At 34.4% G+C, this 1168-nt stretch carries 1 protein-coding gene; it reads left to right on the top strand.

Translation table 11 applies throughout. The annotated features are described in order from the left end of the window. Positions 1-914: 914 nt before the first annotated feature. Positions 915-1168, top strand: a 254-nt coding sequence (locus ACFC8N_RS48910) for a replication initiation protein (protein WP_376296111.1), incomplete at its 3' end; no start/stop codon positions are given.

Below are 1168 nucleotides of genomic sequence, written 5' to 3'. Positions count from 1 at the left end.
TCCATAAAGGCTGTTTTTAGAGGTTTGAACTCCCTATCTTTATTTTCCTATTCGGAAAAAAATCAAACAGCTTAGAAAGGCAAATACAAAGCTTAAACAGCGTATTTTTTAAAAACCTCTTGGTGAATCATACACTTTTATGCCTGTTTTTCATTTTTCCTTTTCGGAACCCTCGAATCCTACATCTGTAGCTTTATCTACTTTCATTTTTCTCTTTTTCTTTTTCTAAAGCATTTATTTTCTCTTAACTCACATCTTGCCTGACTGTTCACATCAAGACAGAAAACTTTCCCTACCGGCCGGCGATATCTTTAGAGTGCCAGAAGACCTCAGCATTCCAAAAGGTACGTTGGCAGGGTGAGGTCTTCTGGCGTTTACGAAAAAGAATGAGCCGGCCGGTATCCTGAATATGTATAAGATCATGCTAGAAATAAGACAGAAATAAAGCCAGACATTGAATTCTTTATAATTTCTCTCTTTTTATCGCTCTATCAGAGGTGTAAAGACAGATCATTAAAACCTTTTAAAAAAATAATAGTCTTTAACCTTTGATACACAAATTAGTGTTTTGAACTTACTCTATCTTAAAGTTTTCAGAATTTTCACAACAAAAAACCCCCTGTTGTGTTTGTTTTACTAATATTGTTTTAATTGTTTTACATTGTTTTAATTGTTTTCGGAGGCCTCAAACCATTGGTATGACTGGCCTCAAGACCTCTAACTATAACATTTTTGGTGCGAACTATAACATTTTTGGTGCGAACTATAACATTTTTGGTGCGAACTATAACATTTTTGGTGCCTGAACTATAACATTTTTGGTGCGAACTATAACATTTTTGGTGCGAACTATAACATTTTTGGTGCGAATTATAACAAAAAAATCCTTTTGTTATCGATGGATTTTTGTCATAATGAAGAAGCTCGAAAGGGAGGAAATTGTGATGAAAATTTTAGAAAAAAACGAAACACAGAACAACCATTTGGTGACTAAGTCGAATATGCTCATTGAAGCAAATTATAAATTAGGCGTGGTAGAACAAAAAATCATCCTTTGTCTGGCGAGCCATATTACACCTGCAGATTCAGATTTCAAAACCTACACCCTGCCTATTCAGGAATTTTCAGATCTCCTAAGCTTAAAAGGAACACCCAAATATACAGAACT

The organism is Streptomyces sp. NPDC055966 (genome assembly GCF_042269865.1).
GTDB lineage: Bacteria > Actinomycetota > Actinomycetes > Streptomycetales > Streptomycetaceae > Streptomyces.
The sequence above is the reverse complement of the archived record's forward strand: the minus strand, read 5'-3'. Positions and strand labels throughout refer to the sequence as shown.